The organism is Pseudoalteromonas sp. T1lg23B (genome assembly GCF_002964665.1).
Classification (GTDB): Bacteria; Pseudomonadota; Gammaproteobacteria; order Enterobacterales; family Alteromonadaceae; genus Pseudoalteromonas.
On record NZ_PQBZ01000034.1, the window covers coordinates 1,372,786 to 1,389,270 of the forward strand.

The following is a 16,485-nucleotide window of genomic DNA, read 5'->3' on the forward strand; positions in this document are numbered from 1 at the left end:
AGAAAGGTTAACTTATGGTTAACTTTGTCTGCGAATGTTTTTTTATCTAACAATCGAAAAATCATGATATATAACCAAACAGCCTACACTCAAGACGATAAAACGCTATCCAAGGTAAAAAAGGCATGTGTAAACTAGAGGTTTTCCAAGGAGCATTTATGACGATCACCAGAGTACACACCAACCAGCGCATGAGCCGAATTGTTACCCACAACAACACCGTTTATTTATGCGGACAAGTCTGTGAAGACGCCAGCAAAGACATCACCGAACAAACTCAAACCATGCTTGCCAAAGTGGATGATTTACTCGCTCAAGCCAACAGCGATAAGTACCACTTGCTGAGCGCGACGGTCTACATCAGTGATATGCAGTATTTTGCGCAAATGAATGCGGTATGGGATGCTTGGGTGCCGGAGGGCCACGCCCCTGCCAGAGCCTGTGTGCAAGCCGCAATGGCGCGCCCTGAGCTATTGGTAGAAGTTTCGGTGGTTGCCGCGGTTAAAGAAAGTTAGTGTTTACTAATATATTTAGTTAATTAGAGAGTGATGTCTCCAGGCTATCTGCGAGCTTCATTCTCAACTATAAAGCTGACTAATTTTGTGCATGATACACGTTATGCACGCATTGCCTTGCAAATTTAGTCAACCCATTCCTCTCAAAAGTCCCCTTACTAACGCTACAACACATATCTAGGCATTCACCGCAAACTACAAACTCGAAATAAAAACCGCCTATACTGACTATTATTGTTGCCAACAGAAAGAGCTACCTTGAGAAAGCTGTATTTTCTGGTCGTTGCTTTTTTATCTATACATGGTTTTTTTAGCCCTGTAATCAAGGCTCAGAGTGAAACATTAACACCGTTTACTTTGGCCACCACTAACGACCCAAGAACGCCATTATATCAAAAAACAGTACAAGTGCTGCACGTTGCCTTGGCTGAGCTTGGCTACACGCTCACGGTGATGACGCTACCGAGCAAACGCAGTTTGAGCTGGGCGAATATGGGAAAAGTAGACGGTGAGCTATTCAGAGTCAGTGATTTAGACCTTTCAACCTATCCCAATTTAACACGAGTCAACGAAGCCATTGCCACGATTGATCAATCCGTCATCGGTAGAGCAAATGTGGTGGTCAATGGTTGGCAAAGTATGAAGCGCTATACCATCGCCTATGAAAGAGGCACCGCTTTTTTAGATAAAAACCAAAGCCGTTTTAAAGATGTGATCTTAGTCGACGACTTTGACCAAGCCATTGAACTTATCCTCGCAGGTAGGGCCGATATCACCGTGACCAGTAAAGCGACCGCACAGCGCTTAATGCAAAGCTCGGCGCGGTTATTTAATGAGATAAAAATCCACAGCCCTCCGTTAGTTGAAATAAACCTACACACCTATATCAACAAGCAACATCATCCTGAGCTTGCCGATCAACTTGCTGATGTGCTTAAAGCTATGAAGCTTGATGGCCGCTACCAACAACTGAGTCAATTAGCAGCCCACTAATAAATAACGCCCATTAGCTTTTTGCTCGTTTTAATAATTTTTGCTTTGCTCTTGGCAGTAACCGGTTCACACGAACGAGCCAATAGAGCATAAGCAATAAAATAATAAGATCTGCGTATTCAATTAAAGGAAAGTGACGAATGTCCTCTGATACACGCTTTAACCCCTGCTCCACAAACGAGCCCACAGCAATAAACATCGCAAAGCACATGCGCCATACATGACGCGTCAACCGCGAACGTTGGCTGATTTCTTTAACTTTGATGTAGCGAAAGTCCAGCACAGCACTGACTATGGCAATTACAGCAAACATGATGAAAGGCTCAGCAGCAAACCCTTGGAAACGCCCCATTGGTGACTGACTCACCAAATACACGCAATAGAAGCCATATAACCCGATTGTCAGAGCGACACACATCAGTACATAGTTTAAACCACTGTTTCTTTGCATTTCGCCCCTAAATACTGCTAGCGCAGTGAGTACTAAATAAAGTGTAAAAACACCGGCGATCACCGATATGGTCATAGGTTTAATATAGGCCACCACGACGCCAGATATCGTCATTAGTACCATAGTAGCAACAAACCAGTGACCCGCTTTGATATGTCGCTTGCCACCCTTTTGCGAAAACAACGCAATATAACCTGCAAATATGGCGATTGTGCCAGCCACGATATGACCAACAAGCATCATTGATTGCTCCATAACAACTCCAAAAATTTAGGCATAATTTAAATTTAGACTCATGCTATGCTCAATCTGTAGCTGTGTCGTCCAAGCCAGTTAGCGAAGACACAATAAATTAATATAAGCATATTAATCAGTAAGATAAAACATTTAGGAAGTGTAATGTCTCAGCCCTTTGAAATGCTGTTATCAGGTATAACTCTTGGTGTTGGTGGATTTTCTTGTTTTTTAGTTGCCCATAAAATGTGCCAACAGGCATTTTATATTCCGCTTTTTATGCTGCTGTTCGCACTCACTTTGCTCAGCGCTGGAGGCGTTGTTTTCGTGGGTTTTGAGCAACATGTATTTGCCTATATCGCGATTCTGGCACCGTGTTTTTTACTGTTAGCACCCAGTCTTTGGCTCTACGCCAATGCTCTGGTTGCCAGCACTCCATGGCGTTTCAATGGCTCAGATATCAAACACTATATTCCTGCAATGACGAGTTTAGTGCTGAGCCTTGCTATCGTATTGGCACCAAACACACTGTTGCAAAACATGTTTTTCAGCGACCTTGATGTAGCGCCCGGTTTCCTTTCGATATTTATTAGTATCGCTATCATGCTTGTCATTGGCGTATGGTTACTACAGACCATAGGTTATTTACTTTCTCTGGCAAAACTCTCCCATCGCTATCACCGACAACTTGCCAATGTATTTTGTGATCTCACCCATAAAAAACTGAAATGGTTACGGGTTATCGTGGCAACCATGTTCATAAACGGTACTTGGGCACTGTTAGCCATCACGGATATTAACTTTGTTCTATTTGAAGCCGTTTGGGGACAACTATTGTGTTTGTTGACGATATGGGGGTTAGGCTATTTTGGCTTAAACCAACAACCTGGATTTAGCCTTTCTATAATGAAGCAACGGAACAAGCCCACCTCGATAGTGCCGCCCTAGCGCGCTATCAACGCTCCGCTCTTAGCGAACAGCAAAGTCAGCTTATCGCCAAGAAAATACGACAGGCAATTGAAAGTGATAAACTTTATCTCGACTCACAGCTGACTCTTTACAAACTAGCAAAGCATATAAATGAGCCTAGCCAATACGTGTCGCAAACGCTGAGTCAGGTCATGCAAACGTCATTTTTTGAATGTATAAATAACGCGCGAATCGAGGCGGCGAAGGAAATGTTGCGAGCGGGTCAGTGCAGTATATTAGAGGTTGCTATGTCAGTTGGGTTTAACGCCCGATCGTCATTTTATAAAGCATTCAAAAGCCGCACTAATATGACACCCAGTGAATTCCAAAAGACCATGAAGACATAGTCTAAGAGCCTCCTTGATTAAGGTCAATAATTGACAAATACAGCAATAACAATGAGGGTAAGGATGACATGATGCTGTTAAGCAAATACGTTCGCTATATATTTGGCTGTACCACTGTCGCCTGCTCTCCTTATCTATACGCCAGTAATGACATCGATCTATTCTCTTTAGATCTTACCGAACTGATGAATGTAACGGTTGAGGCAAGAAAAGTGGAAGAAGACCTACAAAACACGCCACTTTCCGTCTCTGTGATGTCTCATCAATTTATAGAGCAACGAGCATTAGATAACTTGGTGGACGCTGCCTATTTTATACCTAACATAGACATTACCACCGTGGGTGAAAACTCAGGCTGTACTCACTGCGCAGGGATTACCATACGTGGTGTCGGTCAAGTAGATCCCATTCCAACCACCGATCCTAGCGTGGGTTTGTACATCGACGGGGTCTACCACGCTCGTTCGGCGGGGTCGATAGTTAACTTTCTCGATATAGAGCGGATTGAGGTGCTGCGAGGGCCACAAGGCACCTTGTACGGCAAAAATTCGATTGGTGGTGCCATCAACATATTGACCCACAAGGTGAGTGATCAGCAACAGATTCGGACCCAACTTACAGCGGGGCAATTCAATCGGTTTGACGCTTCATTGCTTATCAACCAGCCATTTACTGAGCAATGGGGCGTCAGATTAGCCGTTGCTAAGTATCACGAAGATGGCTTTGTTAAGCGGTTAAATGGTGGTTTGGAAGGTGGTCAGAATGAATTGGGAGTACTCGCGAAGCTAGCTTACCAACCTTCAAAAACGTTAAGCGTTGAATTTAGTTTAGACAGGCAGTTACAAAGCAATGGCAGTGCGCCATCGGTGCTGTCTAAAAAAAATGACCAAGCAGATTTGATCTCACTTTTTAACTCAGTCGCACAGCTTTCACCCGCCATTGACCCGCTCCCTGAGTTACAAATTTTTGCAGACCCATTTATGAGTGCTGCTACCGCTGAAAATGAAAACCGCCTGAGTCAAATCGGTTACCGTGGCACGCTCGAGTGGGATATCAATAAGCAGACACATTTAAAATCCATTACCAGTTATCGTACTCTGGATGCTATCTATGGCCGAGACTTCGATAATAACCCTGTCAATATCGGCTTTACTCATGATGAGCAAACTCAGCGCCAACTTAGCCAAGAGTTTAACCTTTCTGGCTACCAGAGTGATGATTTTAAATGGTTGCTAGGGCTGTTTGCCATTGATGAGCACATAGATTATGACTTTAGATTCGTGTTTCTTGAGGGCTTATATCAGGGCTTGGAAGCCCTACCAGAGCCACTTGATGGCTCTCCTTTGAACGCGCCGACAACCATTGGTGGCCCAAACAACCCGCTTAATCTAGGCCTTGACTTAGATAACACCTTTAACAATGAAGTCGACAACCAAAGCGTTGCACTGTTTGCCCACAGTACCTATCAGTTTGCGCCCTCTTGGAGTTTAACTGGCGGTGCGCGTTTAACTTGGGAGCGAAAAAAACAGCAGGTGATCACGCGTTTGAATGTTGCTGACGTTATCGCGATTAACCGAACAGATAGCACCCCTGATGGTGCAATTGAGAAAAGTTGGCGAGTTTTTTCACCACTATTAGGGCTACAATATACCCCATCGGAAGATACCATGTACTTCTTTAATGCCGCACGAGGCTTTAAGTCAGGAGGGTTTAACGGCGTTGCTAATTCCACCATATCAGCCCGACCTTTTGAACCTGAATACCTCACCTCGTTTGAGTTTGGCGTCCGTTCTGAATGGTTTGACAGTCGATTACGACTCAACAGCACCGCGTTTTTACTTGAGCATCAAGATATGCAGTTGCGCGGCGGAGAGTCAGGAGAAGACTCTGGTGTTGAGATATTTATCGACAATGTGGGTAATACACGAAGCAAGGGCATTGAGCTTGAAGCAGAAGCCTTACTCTCTAACACCCTAAATCTCAGCTTCAGCGTGTCTTACACAGACGCGAAGTTTATCGATGTGGGTAACGCTACAGAAGTAAGCACTGCCAGTAAATTGATAAAAACACCACGTTGGACCGCCGCTTTAAGCCTGCAAAAACTCTGGCCCCTCACCCAAAAACACACACTCACAACTCGGCTCAGTTGGGCCTATCGCAGTGAGGTCTACAACGATGTGTTTAATAGCGAACATGCCAAGCAAGCGGCAATTTCTCTACTGAACTTTTACGTCAGCTACCCTATCAATCAACACCTTAAAGCATCGGCCTTTGTCACCAACCTGACCGATGAATATCATGTGATAGGGGCCAATGACTTTACCAGCGCCTTTGGAGTAGCGGAATACTATTTGGCACCGCCAAGACGCTTTGGACTGTCGTTTAGTTATCAATTTTAACTGCCCAATAGTAATCTCGGGCATTACTTCGCAAAGAGGTCGGTGCAGCTTGGCATAGCATGTTGAGGTAACACAAGATACTATCTTGCTAATAATTTAGAAGAAGTTTTAACTAAAGCGACCCTTATCATGATAGCTGCCACACAACTCTTTCCCGTTTGGGCAATATTACTCAGTGCATTCGCATTATTTTTTCCAAACTTATTTATCAATTTTAAGTCTGCCATCATTCCCATGTTGATGGTGATTATGTTGAGTATGGGCCTCACACTGACTAGCCAAGATTTTCTGCGGGTAACTCAGCACAAAAAAGCAGTATTAATCGCCGTGCTGCTGCAATTTACTGTGATGCCCTTGATGGCTTACGCTTTAGCAACCGTACTGGGATTTGATACTGACTTGCTGATTGGTATGGTACTGGTTGGCACAGTGGCAGGAGGTACAGCAAGTAATGTCATGTGCTATTTAGCCAAGGGCGATGTGGCTTTATCTATCACCATGACCGCAATCAGTACCTTACTCGGCGTGATGTTCACGCCATTTCTCACGGCTCTACTGATTGGTCAGGTCGTCGATATTCCCGTTACGGCGATGCTCGCCAGCTTGCTAAAAATAGTGCTACTCCCGGTAACAATAGGCGTGCTGATAAATCACGCTTTTGCCGCTCAGCTCAAACCTATCAAGCCCCATTTACCACTCATCTCGATGGCGACCATTGTGCTAATTATTGCCATCATCGTGGCATTAAATAGCACTAAGCTGCAAAGCATTGGATTACTAGTGTTTGTGGCCGTGGTCGCACATAACGCGACAGGGCTACTACTCGGTTATTGGATACCTAAGTGTTTCAAGCAAGATGAAACCGTTTGTCGAACCATCGCATTCGAAGTGGGTATGCAAAACTCGGGACTGGCAGTGGCCTTGGCGATGAAGTTTTTTACGCCAACTGCAGCCATCGCTGGCACATTATTTTCGATTTGGCACAATGTCAGTGGCTCAATGTTAGCGGGGTTTTGGAGTAAACACTGCGTAGGTAAGTCAGGTTCAGGACAGCAGCCTGAAACAAAACACTCCTAGTGCACAATACAAAAAGCCGCCCTTAGGGCGGCTTGATTAGGATCAACAACGTAATAAGGAATAATTACGGGCTATTTTTTCTCGAGTAGCTTACTCGTGCCAATTTCAATTTTTCGAGGTTTTAGCGCCTCTGGGATTTCACGTTCCAAGTCAATCACTAGCAGACCATTTTCCAGTTCTGCACCAAGTACTTTCACATGGTCCCCTAACTGGAACTTACGCTCAAAGTTGCGCTGTGCGATACCCTGATGGATAAAGCGACGATCTTCGTCTTGCTCTTTTTGTTGCTGCTTTTCGCCTTTAACCAATAAGGCATTTCCCTCAGACTGTAGAGATAATTCATGCTCAGCAAATCCAGCCACCGCCATGGTGATCTGATATTTATCTTTACCTAATGCCTCAATGTTGTAAGGCGGAAAACTAGGCTGCTTTTCATTTCTGGCAGCGGCATCCATCAGTGATGCTAAATGGTCAAAACCAATGAATGAACGGTATAGTGGAGATAGATCGACTGTTTGCATAATTTGTATCCTCATAAAGCAATAACTAAGCTGTTTACTCTTTAAAATAAACCAATAAACAGCATATAAAACATAAAGTTAAATTTGTTTTGGACCCTGTCGGCGTCCTCATAATCCTATCTATGGACGGGGCTAATTCTTTTCAAGAGATTTTTTTTAAATTTTCTTATAAAAAATATAACCCCATGATTTTATGAGAATTTTAATTTTACATTTATCATCATTCGCTCTACATGGGCAAAGACCCCAAGAAAGAGGCTGTAACTGAGAGTGCATCATGTAGGCGTCATCTATCCAACAATTAAGCGCACTGCTGCGGTTAAGGCTATTGACGGCTAATGTTATGCGTGATGGATTGATAAATAGCTCAGCAAGGACGTGCTATGAGCGCCGAAGAGCAAGCAAAAGATTGCCAAAGTGAGATTAGGGACTCATCCCTAATCCGTATTGTGGCTTGTTATAGATGTAACAACAGTGATGTTTGTGCCTTTTTCGGCATTTTCTTCACCACCAAGAGGTATGAATTATCTATCATACGCTCAATTTCTCCCTGCGGGATTGAGCCATCAAGTAACACCGTATTCCAAAGCTTTTTATTCATATGATAACCGGGTAACACCGATGGGAAGATATCTCTAAGTGCTTGAGCTTCATCAGGATCACATTTTAGATTGATCCGCCAAGTCTCACCGTGAGTATCGCCCATAGCCTTACCTTGGGCCAAAGTGGCAAACATCTTATCTTTCACTTTATAGACATCCACTCCTTCGCCAAATGGCTGACTCACCGTGGCTTCTGGTTTGCTCATAAAATACTGATGAACTTGCCGATGATCCATAAAACCTCCTTGTAATTGTGAGTGTAAGACACACCTATTCATGGTTAATTATTCAGTATGGACTTTCTCCACTGGAGATAATTTACCGCCGCCAGCACAGTGTAAAATACAAACAACACCACAGTTGGAAAATAGCCTTTATTTACGTAAAGATAAATTGATGCAGCATCAATCACAACCCAGTATAGCCAGTTCTCCAATACTTTTTTTGCTAAGAGATAGGTGGCTACCACTCCAAAACAGGTAGTGAGGGAGTCTAAATAAGCAAAGTCTGCATAAGTGTAATGCTCCATGACATATCCCACTGCCACGGCAACTATGCTAGTGATAACAATCAACCAAGTGTGGGCGCGCAATGACCAGCTGCTGATAGGTAACTGATTTTCTTCATGTAGAGTCAGTCTCGCCCCTAACATCTGGCCTTGTCGCCATTGCCACCAGCCATAAACCGCCATCGCCATGTAGAAAAAGTTCAGCAATGACTCCATCAGTAATGCACCGTTGAAAAACAACAGAGTATAAATCAAGGTGCTGACACCACCGGCAACCCAGCACCAAGCACTCTGTTTCATCGCTAGCAACATATAAGCGATTGATAATACAACGGCGCTATATTCCCAAACCGACATCGCCTGAAAGCCACTGATCACGTGTTGGAAAAAGCCAACTAATTCATTCATATTTTTTGGTGCTCAATTATCATTAACGGGTATCAATGCTGACGCATCCTTACGCAGTCAATTGAATTAAGTCGCAATATAGTACCACTATTGAATTATGAGTGCCTTGTGAATGCCGTTAAATTTCAATCTCTGATTTTACTGATTGCATGATGATGTGCTGGTATTAAACATGGAGGGAATGAGGTGCGGCTATGCGCTTTAATGAGTGAACATATCGGGCTTTAGGATCTTGTATGTTCACCCTCAATATACTGTTGCTGTGGGCTATTTGCAGACAAACAAAAACCTTATCTTAAAGCTTACTTACGCTGCCTTAAGATAAGGCTCTTGGCCTTTATGTTTTGCATTGCGCTTAAAACTCCCCTTACCTTTTTTCGCTTTCTCAACTTTGGCTTTAAACAGTGGGCTGGTGACCAGTGCTTTTAATGCATTGTCTTTTATTTCACCACGCTGATGCGCATGATGATGATGCTTTTTACTCATTAGAGCTCCTAATAATTGTCTATTTAAACGTCGTATGACGAGGCGAATTATTAATGTAAATAATGGCCCACGCAAGTACTTTTCATATTATTTTCACTCACTGTCAATAACTAGATTAAAACCAATAAAAACATATGGTTGAAAAACTACACATTGAATTTTTCGTAGTGAGGTATACAAAGCTAGGTTATCTACCCATATGAGCCTTAACCCAAGCTTTTACCGGTGTCACCCACTCGTTCATAGGCTTATAGAAAGCACCATGCTCAAGCCCTGTATTAATCACAATCTCATTAAACGAACGTGTTTGTGTACTTCGTTTATGTAATGCAGCACAACTTTGAGCCTCATCCGATTGCTCATAAACCGACAATACGTGCCCAAATACTTTTATATCCGTGTGTTTGCTAGCTGTGAGTCCACCACATCCTGCCAATATAACGGTATTGATTTCTAAATCAGAGAGTTTGTCAGACGCAATCGCGGAAATAAATGAGCCACGAGAGAAGCCAATTAAGGTGATATTTCTCGCTGAAACACCTTTTTCAACTAAGCTACGAACTTGCTTATTTAACTCATAAGCGTAGGCAAAGGGATCGGTATTCTTTTCTCTATGATGTGCAATTAAAGTATAGCTTTTGTCGGACAGTGCTTGTTTAATGGCAGGAAAATCATACACACCCCAACCATTTTTAGTGTTTATAGGCTTTGGATCCTTTCCCTCGACGATATAACCATGTGCGTAAAATACAAATTTGTCGCTTGTTGATACAGACTCAGGAGGTGCATCCAAAATGGTTGTACTCCAACTGCTAAAAGATGTCAGCGCGGCCAAGCAAATAACCGCTATCATACTTAATTTCATCATTTTCCTTATCTTGTATCATTACTTTCTTAGCATGAGAGACATAGGTGTCTGCCCCACCACCTGAAAGACCCGTAACCCCACTCATACTAATCGCTTAATCTTAAGTCTGACTGAATTAACACAGGCGTAGTACAGGCCAACATCGTGATTATATTCGAAAAACCTCTTGGCTCAACTAAGCTTGTACGGATAAGTCCGAGCTTGCTAGTATGAGTTTAACAACGCTCGCTTTGCGTAACGCTTTAGGAGAAAGCATGAAAAATAAGCCCTTTACAATAAAAACCATGACACCTAATGAGCTGGATATTGCCGTCGAATGGGCTGCTAACGAGGGATGGAACCCAGGCCTCAGTGATGCACAATGTTATTATCAGGCAGACCCGAATGGTTTTCTAATGGGTTACTTGGGCGATGAGCCCATCGCGTCTATCTCTGTAGTGAAATACAACGACATGTTTGGCTTCTTGGGTTTTTATATCGTCGCCCCTCAATACCGTGGGTTAGGTTATGGCTGGCAAATATGGCAAGCAGGATTGCAATATTTAAAGGGATGTAATATCGCGCTAGATGGCGTCGTAGCCCAACAAGACAATTATAGAAAATCAGGCTTTAAGCTCGCCTATCGCAATATTCGCTTCGCTGGAACGGGCGGGAGTTCTGCGTCTGAACTCAGTCAAATTGTACCGATAAGCACCCTATCCTTGGCAATGCTCTTTGACTACGAGCAGGCGTTTTTTCCAGCCGATCGAAATGGCTTTCTCCGCGCGTGGGTTAACCAAGCAAATTGTCATGCTTTGGCCATTATGGAAGCTGGAAAACTGGCAGGTTATGGGGTGATCCGCCCCTGCCAAAGCGGATATAAAATTGGCCCACTGTTTGCGAACAGCGCTCAACAGGCACAGCAATTATTCCAAGCACTGCGAGCAAAGACCCTTCCCAGTGATACAGTTTACTTGGATGTCCCCGAAGTTAATGCAGCAGCCGTTACCTTGGCACAGCGTAATGATATGCAGCCAGCTTTTGAAACCGCCAGAATGTACACTCTTGAAACGCCAAATCTACCATTAGATAGAATATACGGCGTAACCTCATTTGAAATTGGTTAACTAACCAAACCAGGCACTTTTCGTTTAACCATGACTTATTAATAATACAAAAGTGCCTTAAACCTTTTTGCAAATACCTGCGTCATACCTTGCAAAAATAACAAAGGACTATTTAAATGCAGTATCTAAACAAATGGCTTTCCCTCGCTGTAATTTTCATTTTTTGTACCCTGACCTCAATAACAAGTAAAGCCCAAACGACATCATTTATACCATTACAAACACCCCTTTCTGTCGAACAGGCTCAGCAAGATTTCGAACAATGGTTTAACTGGCTTCATCAGACCCACCCAGATTTATCACATAGCGTAAAAGATATTGACGCCTTCTATCAAAAAGTGGCCGAGATAAAAAGTACTCTCAAAGCACCTATAACCGCCATGACACTCTGGCAAGCCATGGCACCTCTTAACTCCATGCTCGCAGACGGCCATATCAAAGTAGGACATGGTTCAGCCTCACAATGGCGCCAGTGGATAGCACAAGGAACTGCGCTTTTTCCATTAGAAGTACACATTACCAATGACGGGATGTATGTAGCACGAGATCTAAGTGCTCAAAGTAGTCACTACCAAGGCGCTAAAATTGAAGCAATAAATGGCAAAGGCATAACCAGCATTTTACAAACGCTACTTGAGAATACCCATGGTGACACACTGGCTTTTCGCCAAAACGTCTTGCAAGATCAATTTAATCGTTTGTTTTATATGACATTTGGTCCTCAAGATTCCTTTGATATTGACTTGGTTGACGATAATAAAAAACATCGTATTACCCTTAATGCCAAAGCCGCACTGCCGCAAAGTCTCGTCGTGTCTTCCTTTGCTGAGGCATTCAATGTGACCTTCCAAGATAACACTGCCATATTGCGCGTGAATACTTTCGCATGGGATGACTTAAAACAATATCTAACCTTTATGGATTCAATATTCAGCGATATTAAAGCCAAAGGAATTAGCCATTTGATCATAGACATTAGTAAAAATGGTGGGGGTAACGACGACATGTGGATGGCAGGAATATTGAGGTATATCGCCGATAAACCTTACCGACACTTTTCCACATATCGTTCGAAAATTTTATTAAAATATCGAGATCCAGGGCAAATAGTTGGCAACATAGAACAAGGAGAAAATACCCGACTGATCCAACCTGACTTACAGCTAGAAAACTTCTACACAGGCAAAGTATCATTATTGATAGGTACGGGTACTTACTCATCATCTATCGTATTTGCAAACACTGTACAGGATTATCAATTTGCTCAACTCATAGGAGCCCCCACAGGTGGTCGCAGCACGCAAAGCGGTGGAATTCAGTTCACAAAACTGACACACAGTCAGTTACAAATGATTTCGCCACGATTTTTACTGACTCGCCCAAATGGTGTCGCGCAAATGACCCCTGTTAAACCTGTTGTCAGTCTGGCAAATGCGAACATACCAGCAAATATTCTTACACTACTGTAATTTGGTTCGAACTCACAGTTACGCGCTGTTGCACAAGTGTACGCATTTAACACATCTAAAAAGTGTGTGGAAGACTTTCTAAAAGCGTGAACCAAGGTGATGAATTTAAACCGTTAACTCGCCATCTAACGGCATTGAACGCTTCTTAGTTCAGTGCCTTTATTCTCTCAAACAATTCATATTTCTCCATCTTTTTTGCACGATTCGACGCTACCTTAGCGCCAAATAAAGTCTGTGTCTGCTGTACTCACACAACCATTAAAATAGAACATAAGGATAGAACCATGGCGTTTAAACTTAATTCTCTGTGCCTTGCATTATCGCTAGGACTTTCAAACTATGCAGCGGCTGCTTGCAACGGCATCGGCGATGGAGCCAGTGTGTCTTTAGAAGGTATGTCGCTAAGAGTGTTAGGCTCTGATGAGTCAGAATCTTTTTCATTAACTAGTTCACAAGACACATTAACGGTTACCCGAACGGCCAACGGTAACACCAGCTGCGATACCTTTTACCTAAGCCAAGTTCGGCAAATTGATGCCCGCTTAGGCGATGGCAATGACAGCTTCGGTGCAAAAGATATCGCCGTCATGCAATACATTTATGGTGGAAATGGCGACGACACAATCACCACGGGCTCTCAACAAGATAGAGTGTATGGTGGCGCAGGTGATGACACCATTTTTGGCAGTGGCGGCAACGACACCCTATTTGGGGAAGACGGTAACGACGTGATCTATGGTGGCTACGGCAATGACCAAATCATGGGTGGAAATGGCCACGACCAATTGTTTGGTGATCACAATGATGATGTGATTAGCGGTGATAACGGCGGCGACTTGTTAATGGGTGGTCAAGGTAGAGACCTGTTGATCGGTGGAAATGACAATGACTATCTCGGTGGCGGCTGTCGCCTTGCCAATGCAAATAATGGTTATATCTACGAACAAAGCGGCTGTAATAGTGACAATGATGGCGATGATATCTTAAATGGTGGCAGCGGTGATGACGTCTTAAGTGGCGATAAAGGTAACGACAAGCTCTATGGTGGAGACGGCGATGATTACCTCGCGGGAAACAAAGGCCGTGAAGACCGTCTGTATGGAGGCAATGGGAATGATGCCTTGTTTGAAGTGGGCGATGGTGGCGTGGTTAACACCAGCAAGTGGCACAAAGCATGGGGCAACGCTGGAGACGACATCCTATTTACTTACTTGGAAAACTCAGTTCAAGAAGGTGGCAGTGGCAACGACGTGATCATCACCTCATCAACGGAGTTTGATGCAAAAATCCAAGGCGGTCAAAATGCCGATTATATTTGGACTGCTGATATGTTTCCAGAAGGCAGCTGCGGTAGCGGCGACGATAAAGGCGTATTATTTTTAAATAGTTGCGAAGGCATCACCTGGGTAGATGATTACCAAGGCCTATTAACTAAGGTTGCTAAGAAAAGTAACTTTAGTAACCCATACTACAAGGCAGCCAACAGTGTTGTCACAATGCCAGGCTCATACACTGGTTTTAATAACGGTTGGCGCAGCTACTCAATACGTCCCATTGCTTTGTTCGACATTGTTTCAAGCGTCGTATTCAAGCGCTGGCTTGAGGACCAAACAACAAAACCCTATTCGTACTACGAGTGGCGTGTAGATTTCAGTGTAGGGTCAGGTATTTACGGCACTTACGTAAACTGTATGGAAAACAATGTTGCCTACATGTGCAAGCATATTTTGCAACAGGAAGAAACCTGCTACAACCAAACAGGTAGTCTTGTGGATTGCCAATAACGGACTCGAGCCCAGCACCCGATGCTGGGTTCATCAGTTAAGTTTTACTAAATCGCTTATTCACCCAAAGCGCCGACATTATTATGGCTCCACCAATAACGAGTCGCATAATGTCCGCATCTCGGTTCCAAATTGCAACGTTAACCAAAATACCGGCTGGGATCAGCATATTATTCATAACAGCTAGTACACCCACGTCCACTTCGATGGCCCCTTTATTCCACGCAAAGTAACCTAGACCCGATGCGACCACGCCCAAATATATAAGAACGCTCCATTGTACGCTGGTGGTAGGTAAACGAGATAAGTCGCCAAACGCAGCAAAACTGGTTACCGCGACTAACAATGCGCCAATAAAAAACCAACCAAACACACTTTGCTGAGCAATATGTTTATCTTGCATAAGACGTTTATACAAAACCTGCCCTGTTGCAAAGCACATGTTTGCACCTTGTACCAACAACATGCCAATCACAAACTGACCATCCACACCTTCATAACGAATCGCGATGGCACCAATAACCGCAATTAAAGCCGCGACTAAAAAACCAATATGAAAGCGCCTATCTAACAGATCGTTCAGCAAGGTAATATAAAGAGGCGTCATAACGGTAAAAAGCAGCACCTCGGGTACACTTAAAAATAAAAATGAATGGTAGTAAAAGCCATACATCACACCTAGTTGAATGGCCCCGATTAACATCAATTTAGCAGCGAGCTTTTTAGGTATGACGGAAAACTCTAGGAAGGGAAGAAACACGCAGGTCGCCAATGCTATGCGCACTAAAACGCTGAACCAAGCGTCTACCTGCCCTGCCAAATAGACGCCTATCAAACTGAATGAAAAAGCCCATAACACGGTCACTGAAATAAGGTACTGCATAGTCTGTACTTAAACTCAAAAAGTGTCATCGTACACAATCCCGTGCGTTCATTCACCTACTGAAAAACATATCGCAATTTTAAGCTGATTTTTTTAAAAGTTTGTAGAGAGTATCAATGCGTTTATTGGTGCGATAATTTTCGTAACATAGGCTAACCCCCATCAAAATCGTACCATACAGCAAAAAGTAAGAGGTGATTTGATCCGATACACTGGGCAGCAGAGCGCTCCAACCAAATACCAAAGCACAAACAATCATCGCCTTCAAACAATGGATAAATATACCTGGACGTAACTTCTCAAGCTCTCCTTCTAATCGAAATTGCGTGTTCATTTTACTCAACAAAATTTGCTGTCCGATCTCTTCACTGCTCATCATCCCCCCTGGACCATAGTCATATTCTCTAACAATGAGATAATTTGTCATACTTCAGACAAAGACCCCGTAACGGGTACTCAAGTTTGTTCGCAGTATACAAGCTCATCTCACGATTACCAGCCCTTTTTAGAGTAAAAACGTTAATTATTTGTGTCGCTAATATTTTGTGTAATTCCACATTCTTTCAACAATCAAGAAGCTAGCTATGACTAGGGTGTAGATGACTTCACGAGATCTTACAGATGTATAAAACATTACCTATATTTAACACAGTTGATTAGTTTGTTTTCATCTTTGCAATTATTTGTTAGAGTTCATGGGTCGGCTATATTCGACGCTATGGGCAAACCATTCGAAAGGATGGGGCGCAAAGTCACCGGTCTAAGGGGCAGTAAAGCCCTATGATAGCGGGATTGCTAGCGCAGCCAAGCTATGCGGCTGCCTATCTTTCCGTTCCAAATGACCAAGTTGTTATTATTTGGAGCA

The 16,485-nt window shown here is 43.4% G+C and carries 17 protein-coding genes and 1 riboswitch; of the genes, 9 read left to right on the forward strand and 8 right to left on the reverse strand.

The annotated features are described in order from the left end of the window. The first annotated feature begins 158 nt into the window (after positions 1-158). Both C2M32_RS14740 and C2M32_RS14745 read left to right on the forward strand, forming a co-directional pair. Positions 159-515, forward strand: a complete 357-nt coding sequence (locus C2M32_RS14740) for a RidA family protein (RefSeq protein ID WP_105169072.1) — start codon at positions 159-161, stop codon at positions 513-515. A 258-nt stretch (positions 516-773) separates the two neighbouring features. Then, positions 774-1,508, forward strand: a complete 735-nt coding sequence (locus tag C2M32_RS14745) for a substrate-binding periplasmic protein (RefSeq protein WP_105169073.1) — start codon at positions 774-776, stop codon at positions 1,506-1,508. Positions 1,509-1,521: 13 nt separating this feature from the next. Here C2M32_RS14745 and C2M32_RS14750 read toward each other — a convergent pair whose 3' ends face one another. Continuing rightward, positions 1,522-2,214 (reverse strand): hypothetical protein, encoded by a 693-nt coding sequence (locus tag C2M32_RS14750; RefSeq protein ID WP_105169074.1) that lies wholly within the window; start codon positions 2,212-2,214, stop codon positions 1,522-1,524. Positions 2,215-2,358: 144 nt separating this feature from the next. On the opposite strand from C2M32_RS14750, the gene C2M32_RS14755 reads away from it, so the two are divergent. The 4 genes from C2M32_RS14755 (at position 2,359) to C2M32_RS14770 (ending at position 6,985) form a co-directional block, all read left to right on the forward strand. Continuing rightward, positions 2,359-3,141: a hypothetical protein gene (locus C2M32_RS14755; protein ID WP_105169075.1), complete on the forward strand. Its 783-nt coding sequence runs from the start codon at positions 2,359-2,361 to the stop codon at positions 3,139-3,141. Between the two features lie 128 nt (positions 3,142-3,269). Then, complete coding sequence (locus C2M32_RS21175; RefSeq protein ID WP_442792719.1) at positions 3,270-3,509, forward strand: helix-turn-helix domain-containing protein; 240 nt, start codon at positions 3,270-3,272, stop codon at positions 3,507-3,509. A 68-nt stretch (positions 3,510-3,577) separates the two neighbouring features. Further along, entirely contained in the window at positions 3,578-5,908 is a 2,331-nt protein-coding gene (locus tag C2M32_RS14765; protein ID WP_105169077.1) for a TonB-dependent receptor, read from the forward strand. 129 nt (positions 5,909-6,037) lie between these two features. Continuing rightward, entirely contained in the window at positions 6,038-6,985 is a 948-nt protein-coding gene (locus tag C2M32_RS14770) for a bile acid:sodium symporter family protein (RefSeq protein ID WP_105169078.1), read from the forward strand. 71 nt (positions 6,986-7,056) lie between these two features. On the opposite strand, the gene C2M32_RS14775 is transcribed toward C2M32_RS14770, so the two are convergent. The 5 genes from C2M32_RS14775 to C2M32_RS14795 form a co-directional block, all read right to left on the reverse strand. Continuing rightward, on the reverse strand, positions 7,057-7,506 hold the full coding sequence (locus C2M32_RS14775; RefSeq protein WP_070993300.1) for an Hsp20 family protein: 450 nt from the start codon (positions 7,504-7,506) through the stop codon (positions 7,057-7,059). 457 nt (positions 7,507-7,963) lie between these two features. After that, positions 7,964-8,344: an MmcQ/YjbR family DNA-binding protein gene (locus C2M32_RS14780; protein WP_105169079.1), complete on the reverse strand. Its 381-nt coding sequence runs from the start codon at positions 8,342-8,344 to the stop codon at positions 7,964-7,966. A gap of 44 nt (positions 8,345-8,388) precedes the next feature. After that, entirely contained in the window at positions 8,389-9,024 is a 636-nt protein-coding gene (gene pnuC, locus C2M32_RS14785; RefSeq protein ID WP_105169080.1) for a nicotinamide riboside transporter PnuC, read from the reverse strand. Positions 9,025-9,330: 306 nt separating this feature from the next. Beyond that, positions 9,331-9,510, reverse strand: a complete 180-nt coding sequence (locus C2M32_RS14790; protein WP_105169081.1) for an alternative ribosome-rescue factor A — start codon at positions 9,508-9,510, stop codon at positions 9,331-9,333. 187 nt (positions 9,511-9,697) lie between these two features. Beyond that, positions 9,698-10,378, reverse strand: coding sequence for an alpha/beta hydrolase (locus tag C2M32_RS14795; RefSeq protein ID WP_234401304.1), 681 nt, complete (start codon positions 10,376-10,378; stop codon positions 9,698-9,700). 254 nt (positions 10,379-10,632) lie between these two features. Here C2M32_RS14795 and C2M32_RS14800 point away from each other — a divergent pair, with 254 nt between their 5' ends. The 3 genes from C2M32_RS14800 (at position 10,633) to C2M32_RS14810 (ending at position 14,737) form a co-directional block, all read left to right on the forward strand. Further along, positions 10,633-11,484, forward strand: coding sequence for a GNAT family N-acetyltransferase (locus C2M32_RS14800; protein ID WP_105169082.1), 852 nt, complete (start codon positions 10,633-10,635; stop codon positions 11,482-11,484). A gap of 116 nt (positions 11,485-11,600) precedes the next feature. Further along, the gene (locus C2M32_RS21180) at positions 11,601-12,953 is read left to right on the forward strand and encodes a S41 family peptidase (RefSeq protein WP_442792711.1); all 1,353 of its coding nucleotides are present in this window, start codon (positions 11,601-11,603) and stop codon (positions 12,951-12,953) included. A gap of 284 nt (positions 12,954-13,237) precedes the next feature. After that, positions 13,238-14,737 carry a calcium-binding protein gene (locus tag C2M32_RS14810; protein WP_105169083.1) on the forward strand — a complete coding sequence of 500 codons (1,500 nt, stop codon included), beginning with the start codon at positions 13,238-13,240 and terminating at the stop codon, positions 14,735-14,737. Between the two features lie 37 nt (positions 14,738-14,774). Here the strand turns inward: C2M32_RS14810 and C2M32_RS14815 are convergent, their stop codons facing one another. Continuing rightward, positions 14,775-15,620 carry a carboxylate/amino acid/amine transporter gene (locus tag C2M32_RS14815; RefSeq protein WP_105169084.1) on the reverse strand — a complete coding sequence of 282 codons (846 nt, stop codon included), beginning with the start codon at positions 15,618-15,620 and terminating at the stop codon, positions 14,775-14,777. Positions 15,621-15,699: 79 nt separating this feature from the next. After that, on the reverse strand, positions 15,700-16,047 hold the full coding sequence (locus tag C2M32_RS14820) for a hypothetical protein (RefSeq protein ID WP_158678232.1): 348 nt from the start codon (positions 16,045-16,047) through the stop codon (positions 15,700-15,702). A 284-nt stretch (positions 16,048-16,331) separates the two neighbouring features. Further along, positions 16,332-16,420, forward strand: a riboswitch (cyclic di-GMP riboswitch). Positions 16,421-16,485: the final 65 nt, after the last annotated feature.

Excerpts from the sequence above, each read along its gene's own strand:
- C2M32_RS14790 (WP_105169081.1), bottom strand. The coding sequence starts at position 9,510 with ATGAGTAAAAAGCATCATCATCATGCGCATCAGCGTGGTGAAATAAAA.
- C2M32_RS14765 (WP_105169077.1), top strand. The coding sequence starts at position 3,578 with ATGATGCTGTTAAGCAAATACGTTCGCTATATATTTGGCTGTACCACT.
- C2M32_RS14815 (WP_105169084.1), bottom strand. The coding sequence starts at position 15,620 with ATGCAGTACCTTATTTCAGTGACCGTGTTATGGGCTTTTTCATTCAGT.
- C2M32_RS14810 (WP_105169083.1), top strand. The coding sequence starts at position 13,238 with ATGGCGTTTAAACTTAATTCTCTGTGCCTTGCATTATCGCTAGGACTT.
- C2M32_RS14795 (WP_234401304.1), bottom strand. The coding sequence starts at position 10,378 with ATGATGAAATTAAGTATGATAGCGGTTATTTGCTTGGCCGCGCTGACA.
- C2M32_RS14740 (WP_105169072.1), top strand. The coding sequence starts at position 159 with ATGACGATCACCAGAGTACACACCAACCAGCGCATGAGCCGAATTGTT.
- C2M32_RS14820 (WP_158678232.1), bottom strand. The coding sequence starts at position 16,047 with ATGACAAATTATCTCATTGTTAGAGAATATGACTATGGTCCAGGGGGG.
- C2M32_RS14755 (WP_105169075.1), top strand. The coding sequence starts at position 2,359 with ATGTCTCAGCCCTTTGAAATGCTGTTATCAGGTATAACTCTTGGTGTT.
- pnuC (WP_105169080.1), bottom strand. The coding sequence starts at position 9,024 with ATGAATGAATTAGTTGGCTTTTTCCAACACGTGATCAGTGGCTTTCAG.
- C2M32_RS14800 (WP_105169082.1), top strand. The coding sequence starts at position 10,633 with ATGAAAAATAAGCCCTTTACAATAAAAACCATGACACCTAATGAGCTG.
- C2M32_RS14750 (WP_105169074.1), bottom strand. The coding sequence starts at position 2,214 with ATGGAGCAATCAATGATGCTTGTTGGTCATATCGTGGCTGGCACAATC.
- C2M32_RS21180 (WP_442792711.1), top strand. The coding sequence starts at position 11,601 with ATGCAGTATCTAAACAAATGGCTTTCCCTCGCTGTAATTTTCATTTTT.
- C2M32_RS14775 (WP_070993300.1), bottom strand. The coding sequence starts at position 7,506 with ATGCAAACAGTCGATCTATCTCCACTATACCGTTCATTCATTGGTTTT.
- C2M32_RS14780 (WP_105169079.1), bottom strand. The coding sequence starts at position 8,344 with ATGGATCATCGGCAAGTTCATCAGTATTTTATGAGCAAACCAGAAGCC.
- C2M32_RS14770 (WP_105169078.1), top strand. The coding sequence starts at position 6,038 with ATGATAGCTGCCACACAACTCTTTCCCGTTTGGGCAATATTACTCAGT.